The sequence below is a fragment of the Ruminococcus sp. genome, from assembly GCF_017650195.1.
In the GTDB taxonomy this organism is placed as follows: Bacteria; Bacillota; Clostridia; order Oscillospirales; family Ruminococcaceae; genus Ruminococcus.
Map to the genome: position 1 here is coordinate 1 of NZ_JAGCFH010000062.1, position 8,247 is coordinate 8,247.

Consider the following 8,247-nt stretch of genomic DNA (forward strand, 5'->3'; position numbering starts at 1 on the left):
GTAAGAAGGGGTCCCGTACTGCACCTGTATTTATAAAGAATAAATATAAAAGGAGCAGTTATTATGAACAGATACCTTAAAAATCTTGACAGAATAGAATTTATTGTTACTATGGGCTGTACCGGTCGCTGTAAGCATTGCAGTGAGGGAAGCCATACTTTCGCAGGAGAACATATTGACGGTGAGACCGCATCAAGAGCTGTAACAGAGGTCTGCCGTCACTATAATATAAAGTCACTCATGACGTTCGGCGGTGAGCCGCTTCTGTATCCTGAGACTGTTTGCTCTATTCACAGGGCTGCGGCAGAATCGGGTATTAAGCATCGGGATGTGATAACCAACGGTTTTTTCAGCAGGGATAAGCAGAGGATACGTAAAGTCGCTGAAATGCTTGTGGAAAGCGGCATTAACCGCATAATGCTGTCGGTGGACGCTTTTCATCAGGAGATAATACCGCTGGAGCCGGTGGTACACTTTGCTGAATGTGTCCGTGAGACTGGCGTTTTTATTGAGCTTCACCCTGCATGGCTCGTCAGTGAGGAGGACAGAAATCCTTACAATGCTAGGACAACAGAGCTCCTTGGCGTTTTTGCTGAAAAGGGCTTTTCTGCTGATAGTGGTAACGTTATCTTTCCGAAGGGCAGCGCTTTAAAGTACCTGTCGGAGTATTTTGATGAAAATACAGTAAAGTCTGACCCCTATGAGGAGGATCCGGAGGATATACGCTCGCTTTGCTTTGAAGCCGACGGCAGCGTTCTCGGCGGGAATATATACAGCTCGGACATAATGGATATAATTGAAGCATATACGACTGTAAAATAAAATATCTCAGTATTTATTTTAGCAGGTTTGGTTTCGTACTGATACAAAGTTTAAGCCCCGGGACATATCATCATCATCCCGGGGCTTAAACTTTGTATTGTTCCATTTTAAGATTTTAGATAATTTGAATGCTTTTTTCTGCGCTTTTCGTTATACATAATCTTGTCGGCTTCGGTAACGAAGTAGAAAATATCCTCACCTATCTTTGGCGTGGCAACGACAAAGCCGGAGCTTGCGCTGAGAGTGAATGGATACAGGGCACTGTCGTTTATATACTTTATGTTGTTCTGTATAACGGCTGTGAGATCCTCAGCCATTTCGTTTGTATAATTAGCTCCGAATACGATGAATTCGTCTCCACCGAAGCGACAGTAAATCTCGCCACTGCAGCATGAATCTTTAAGAACGCCTGCAATACAGCATATAGCCTTGTCTCCCGTGCTGTGGCCAAAGGTATCGTTTATGCCCTTAAGACCGTCAAGATCAAGGAACATGAGCATTATATTCCGTTTCTTTTCGATACATTCGTGGTATAGGTCGTTTGTCGCGTGAACGAAGCCGTTGCGGTTGAAGATGCCTGAGAAGGTATCCTGAACGTAAAGGTTGCCAAGGCGCTTCACAGCGTATTCAAGACACATCAGTTTCCTGATGTTTTCAAGTGAATTGCAGATATTTATGACGAATGTCTCAAACATTATATTTTGCAGAGCGAGGCTTGAACTGCGTATTATCATATATCCGAGGCAACGCTCGCCGAAGTGCAGGGGAGTGATGTAATATAGCTTGCCTGCTTTTCCGTTTTCGGCATAAGGCGGAAATACGTCCTTGGATTTTATTTTGTCACATTCGAGAAATTCACCGTTCACATAAGCTATCTGTACCGTTACATAGTCGGTATATACCATAGGTACAGAATTATCCACTCCGTCAAGAGTAGTCGAAGTATCAATAGCGGATTCGATGTTCCAGTTGTCGCAGAGACAGAAGTAAAACTCGTCGGGGTGTATTTCAACGGCTGTCTTTTTTAGCGTCAAAATATAGTCGCTAAAGCTGTTGCAGGCAAGGAGCTGTGTGGACATACGATTGAGAACTCCCATATATATCTGTACCGTCTCAAAGTTGGAATAATTGCGGAAATTAAGCTCTTTCAGCTCTGATACGTCAGACATGGAATTGTGTCCGCAGCCGCAGCTTTCAGTAAAATGGGGAGTCATATTCAGCAGAAGTCTTCTGTCCTGAGGTATCCTGTTCAGATGATTATAGAGCATCTGGCAGGCAAGAAGTCCCGAAAGTTCGAGGGGGCGGTCTACCGAGGTAAGCTCCACAAGGTAATTATGGTGGTTGTAGGTGTCGTCAAAGCCGGTCACTGCTATATCGTTCGGGACGTTGAAACCGTGGGCTCTGAGAGTAGTAATAGCGGAAGCCGCCATTTCGTCATTTGCGCAGATTATAGCCTGAGGCATTTCGGAAAGCTCTTCAAGGAAATGCTCGACAGCCATTTTTCCTGTAGGAGCTCGGAAATCTCCGTAGTATACCGCTTCGTCGCATATATCGAGACCGTGCTCACCGAGAACAGTGCAGAAGGCTGCCAGTCTGTCGGAACTTTCAGGATTTTCTCCAGGACCTGAAATGTATGCGAATCTTGTGAAACCGTGTACGTTTATCATGTGCTCGGTGATGCTACGCATTGCCGAGAAATTGTCGCTTCCGATGTAATAGAAGTCGGTTATGTCGTTGTCGATGCTGACGGCAGGAATACCGGCTCTTTTTATACGTTCAAGTATATCGTTTACTACTGGCTTATATGAAAGGGTGTTTGTAAGCAGGATAGCTCCGTCGAAATCCTTGAAATCCGGAAGGTTGAATATGTTGAATTCGCCCATATCATGGCGCGGATTATCCATATCGCCGCTGAATGATGTGAATGCTGCGATATTCAGTCCGAATTCCTTTGCGCCCTGGTCTATTCCGCCGAGTATTGTGCTCTGATAGCTTTGTCCTATTTCTTCAATGATAACAGCGATACGTGAACCGATCAAGTTATTTGCCACTCCTCTCGTACGTCTTTCTTTTGATACTATACAAATATATTTTACAATATTTTTTCACAAAAATCAATAGAATAAAAATATAATATTCATTAGCTATATTCATTTTTTGTTAATAATACAATTTTTTTAAGTAGTATAAATTAAATCTGTGAATTTACTCTGAAAGACGAAAAGACGAAAATATCTCAGGAATTTCGGATAATTTATAATAAATGCTGAAAATCAAGGGGTATATTGACAAATCTCAAAAAAATGGTATACTAATTTATAGGGGATAAAGTCATAATTTAATGGCTTATCAAATATTCTGCAAGTGTGCCGAAGGCACGTACAAGATATGCTTTGGAGGGAAATTATGAATATCTGGCACAAAATAAGTCCAAAGAGAATAACTCCGGATGATTTTATTGCAGTGATCGAGATAGGAAAGGGAAGCAAGATCAAGTATGAGCTTGACAAGGAGACCGGTCTCATTAAAATGGACCGTATCCTCTATACCTCTACTCATTATCCTGCAAATTACGGATTTATCCCGAGGACGTATTCAGACGATAACGACCCTCTCGACGTACTGGTGCTCTGTTCGGAGCAGCTCATGCCGCTCACTTTGGTAAGATGCTATCCAATCGGAGTTATCAGAATGCTTGATAACGGGCATCACGATGAAAAGATCATCGCTATCCCGTTCGATGATCCGAATTACAATATGTACAAGGATATTGAAGAGCTGCCAAAGCATATTTTTGATGAAATGACTCATTTCTTCAAAGTCTACAAGGAACTTGAAAACAAAACAACAGCCGTTAACGAGGTCGATCATGCCGACATTGCCAGAGAAATCATAAGCGGTGATATTGATCGCTATATCGAGTATTTCTGCAAGTAAGCAGGGCTTTGACCGAAAGTGACTAAAAAGCGAAAGGAGTATCGTGCGTAATCACGTGCGAAAAAAGTGTTATGACAGCTTCAAGTGAAATTTTATTCGGCAGCGATTCCAACGTCGCACCTATCGGCATCATCGCTATGAACAGCGTTACAGAGCTGGGAAAGAAAATCGACGATTATCTAGTTGACTGGGCAGGAAAAGGCGGCATTAATGTTGATAGCTTCCTCGTTGAGAGTGAATGCCCGAGATTTTCTTCCGGTGACGGCAAGGGATATATCAAATCTACTATACGCGGCAAGGATCTTTTCATAATCATAGATGTAGGAAACTACAGCATAAAGTATGATTATTTCGGAATGCAGAACGCTATGTCTCCCGACGATCATTTTCAGGATCTCAAAAGAATAATACAGGCGGCAAGCGGAAAGGCTCACCGCATAACTGTCATTATGCCTACTCTTTACGGCGGTCGTCAGCACAGAAGAAGTTACCGTGAATCACTTGACTGTGCCTGTGCGCTTCAAGAGCTTGAAGCTATGGGTGTTTCAAATATAGTTACCTTCGACGCTCATGACCCGAGGGTGCAGAACGCTATTCCCCTCATGGGTTTTGACAATGTAATGCCTACCTATCAGGTGCTAAAGGCAATGCTCAAGGATATAAAGGACATAAGCTTCAACAAGGAGAAGTTCATGGTAGTAAGCCCCGATGAAGGCGCTCTCAACAGAAATATGTATTATGCTTCAGTTCTAGGCGTTGAAATGGGTATGTTCTACAAGAGAAGAGACTACTCCACCATAGTTAATGGACGCAACCCCATTGTTGCTCACGAATATCTTGGAAATCCCGTTGAGGGAAAGGATATTTTCGTTTCAGACGATATCATATCTTCTGGCGAGTCTATGCTTGATGTTGCTTCTGCCCTTAAGAAGAAGAACGCAGGCAGAATATTTGCTTACGCTACTTATGCTATCTTCACCAACGGTCTTGAAAAGTTTGACAAGGCTTACGAGGAGGGCACTATCGACGGCGTATTCGGCACAAATCTCACTTATAGGACTCCCGAGCTCCTAAGCAGACCGTGGTTCCATGAGGTGGACGTATCAAAGTATATCGCATATTTTATTGAAGCTATAAATCATGACGTATCTATCAGCAAGATAATTGATCCTCATACAAAGATCGAGACTCTTCTTAAGAGATATGGAATGAAGTAAAACTTTCAGGCGCTGTTAACAAACAGCGCCTTTTATTTGTGAAAAATACGTTAAGGCCTTGTAAAATTACTACAAACGAGATTGACAATTATTCGTCAAAACGCTATAATAAAAAAGGTGATATTTAACTTGAAATGCCATGATATGGTTAAAAAATTGAAAGTAGGGGATAATATGCTTAAATTAAAGGACATTGTTAAGGAGTACGGCAGCGACGAGAATAAAGTGACTGCCCTTGGCGGGGTTAGCATCACATTTCGCGAGAGCGAATTTGTGGCTGTGCTCGGTCATTCTGGCTGTGGCAAGACGACGCTGCTCAACATCATTGGAGGTCTTGATCATTATACTTCCGGCGATCTCATCATCAACGGGGTATCGACTAAGGAATACAAGGATAGGGACTGGGACGCATACCGCAACCATTCTGTTGGCTTTATATTCCAGAGCTACAACCTTATACCGCATCAGACAGTTCTTTCAAACGTTGAGCTCGCATTGACTTTATCGGGAGTATCAAAGTCCGAGCGCCGCAGGCGTGCAAAGGAAGCTCTTGAAAAGGTAGGACTTGGGGATCAGCTCCATAAGAAGCCGAATCAGCTGTCTGGCGGACAGATGCAGCGTGTGGCTATAGCCCGTGCACTGATAAACGATCCAGATATACTTCTTGCCGACGAGCCGACAGGTGCTCTCGATTCCGAGACTTCCATACAGGTAATGGAGCTGCTCAAAGCCATTGCCAATGACAAGCTGGTTATTATGGTAACTCATAACCCGGAACTTGCGGATCAGTACGCTACACGTATAGTAAGAATAAAGGACGGAAAGCTGACAGGGGACAGTGACCCCTTCGATGGAGAGCCTTCAAAGAAAGAGAAAAAGAAGAAGGAAAAGGCTATAAAGCAGAAGAAAAGTTCCTCAGAAAAGAAAAAACGCGTGTCCATGTCCTTTGGTACTGCTGTTTCTCTTTCTCTCAACAACCTACTGACAAAAAAGGGAAGAACTATACTTACAGCCTTTGCAGGCTCCATAGGTATCATTGGCATTGCACTTATACTTTCACTTGCAACTGGCATAAACGATTATATCAACGAGGTGCAGGAGGAGACACTTTCATCATATCCTCTCGAGATAATGCGTGAAAATACTGACACATCGGGCATGATAGAGGCTCTTATGAATAAACAGAAGGAATATGAGAGCCGCGAGTTCAGGGACGATACGGTTTACGCAAATACTCAGGTATATGATATGTTCAACTCCTTTAACGCTTCCGCAAAGCAGATAAACAATATGAAGGACTTCAAGACTTTTATAGACAACGACAGCGTGATACAGGAGAAATCTAGCGCTGTAAGCTACGGCTATGATTTGAAAATGCCGGTATATACCGAATCTCCCTCCGGAGAAATCATCAAGGTAGACTTCATGGATATGTATGGCAAGGCACTTGGTATGGGAGAATCTGAGGTTATAACAGCTTCTATGAATAATCCTATGGCTGATATGGAGATGCAGGCGTTTGGTCTCAACGTAATGCAGGAGCTCCTTCCCGGTGAAAACGGTGAGCCCGTAAACGCTATAGTCAGAGAGCAGTATGAACTCGTTAACGGCAGATGGCCTGAGAAATACGATGAAGCTGTAGTTATACTCACAAGGAACAATGAGCTTCCTGATATCATAGCTTATACCCTCGGTCTTAAGGATCAGGAGGGATTCAATGAAAAGCTCAAGGCTCTCATGAGCAATCAGGAGATAAAAGATTACGGTCAGCTTGAATGGGACCTTGATGAGATAACAGGCAAGAAGTTCAAGATGATACTTCCCTGCGAGTACTATCAGAATTCACATACAGGAAACGGATACAATGACCTTACTTCAACTCAGACCGGTCTTGAATACCTTTTTAATTCTGATAATGTAGGAACAGAGATAAAGATAGTCGGCTTCATTCGTCCAAGCGAGGACGTAAAAGCCCCTATGCTAAAAAGTTATGTGGGATATACAAGCCTGCTTACCGACTATGTTATAGAAAAGACCAATGGCAGCGAGCTTGTGCAGTCTCAAAAGGAGGACAGGGAGAACGATATCCTCACGGGCAGGAAGTTCATGACAGAGGATTATATCGAGCCAACTCCCGAGGAAAAGGCTGAGACCGCAAAAGCTTTCATAAAGACTGCCGATACGGATACAAAGGCTGATATCTTTCGACTTGTTGCTGCACAGCCCGATCCAAAGCAGGCTGACGCTCAGGTCGCCGAGGCTATGAAGGATTTCAACAGGAATGATTTCATAAAGCAGATTACAGAGATGTATTCCGCAGAACTTGGTGTTGATGCCTCACAGGTGACATCCTTTGTAGGTCGGATGAGCGATGAGGAGATCAAAAGCTATGCAGAGCAGGCTATAAGAGAGCAGATTGCAGATCAGTATGCGGCATTGTCCCAGGAACAGCTTGGTTCTCTCTCGAACGCGGAGCTCTCAAAAATGCTTGATTCCGCTGAGATAAGCCTTGAAAACTACGGTGTTATCTTCGAGAAATATACTCCAGAAGAGATATCAGAATCCACCTACGATGACAATCTCAGGTTACTCGGCGTGGCTGACGAATCGGATCCCTCAGTGATACGTATTTTTGCAAGGAGCTTTGAGGAAAAGGACGAGATAGCAGGCGCTATAACTCGTTACAACGAGGGTGTTAAGGAAGCGGACGTTATACACTATACCGATGTTGTGGCACTTCTCATGTCGTCAATAACTGGAATAATAAGCGGTATATCATACCTGCTCATAGCTTTCGTCGGCATATCCCTTGTGGTATCGTCGATAATGATAGGTATCATCACATATATTTCTGTGCTTGAACGAACAAGGGAGATAGGAATACTCAGAGCTATAGGCGCTTCAAAGCACAATGTGCGTACAGTCTTTAATGCTGAGACCCTTCTTGTGGGACTCGCGGCAGGACTTATCGGAATAGGAGTCTCGGTGCTTCTGACCATCCCCATAAACGCAATAATACACAGCGTTACATCTCTTGATACTCTTAGGGCTCATCTACCTGTTGCAGGAGCGGTGATACTAGTGATAATAAGCATGGTACTCACACTTATAGCTGGACTTATCCCGGCAGGAGTAGCGGCAAGAAAAGACCCTGTTGTAGCCCTCAGGACTGAATGACATAAGTTATACGAAAAAAAGGGGCTGTAAAAAAACTCAGTCCCCCAAACGAACACGGGGCCTCGTAAAGAGGCCCCAAATTTTATAGCAAAAA

5 protein-coding genes are annotated in these 8,247 nt (G+C 43.5%); 4 read left to right on the forward strand and 1 reads right to left on the reverse strand.

Annotation, left to right across the window (positions count from 1 at the left end):
- Positions 1-63 precede the first annotated feature (63 nt).
- Positions 64-822: a radical SAM protein gene (locus J6U00_RS02660; protein WP_296578491.1), complete on the forward strand. Its 759-nt coding sequence runs from the start codon at positions 64-66 to the stop codon at positions 820-822.
- 107 nt (positions 823-929) lie between these two features.
- On the opposite strand, the gene J6U00_RS02665 is transcribed toward J6U00_RS02660, so the two are convergent.
- Positions 930-2,873, reverse strand: coding sequence for a GGDEF domain-containing protein (locus J6U00_RS02665; protein WP_296578494.1), 1,944 nt, complete (start codon positions 2,871-2,873; stop codon positions 930-932).
- Positions 2,874-3,228: 355 nt separating this feature from the next.
- Here J6U00_RS02665 and J6U00_RS02670 point away from each other — a divergent pair, with 355 nt between their 5' ends.
- The 3 genes from J6U00_RS02670 to J6U00_RS02680 all read left to right on the forward strand — a co-directional run bounded on the left by J6U00_RS02670 (position 3,229) and on the right by J6U00_RS02680 (position 8,153).
- Complete coding sequence (locus J6U00_RS02670) at positions 3,229-3,759, forward strand: inorganic diphosphatase (protein ID WP_296578497.1); 531 nt, start codon at positions 3,229-3,231, stop codon at positions 3,757-3,759.
- A gap of 71 nt (positions 3,760-3,830) precedes the next feature.
- Complete coding sequence (locus J6U00_RS02675) at positions 3,831-4,976, forward strand: ribose-phosphate pyrophosphokinase (RefSeq protein ID WP_296578501.1); 1,146 nt, start codon at positions 3,831-3,833, stop codon at positions 4,974-4,976.
- Between the two features lie 174 nt (positions 4,977-5,150).
- Positions 5,151-8,153, forward strand: a complete 3,003-nt coding sequence (locus J6U00_RS02680; protein ID WP_296578502.1) for an ABC transporter ATP-binding protein/permease — start codon at positions 5,151-5,153, stop codon at positions 8,151-8,153.
- Positions 8,154-8,247 lie beyond the last annotated feature (94 nt).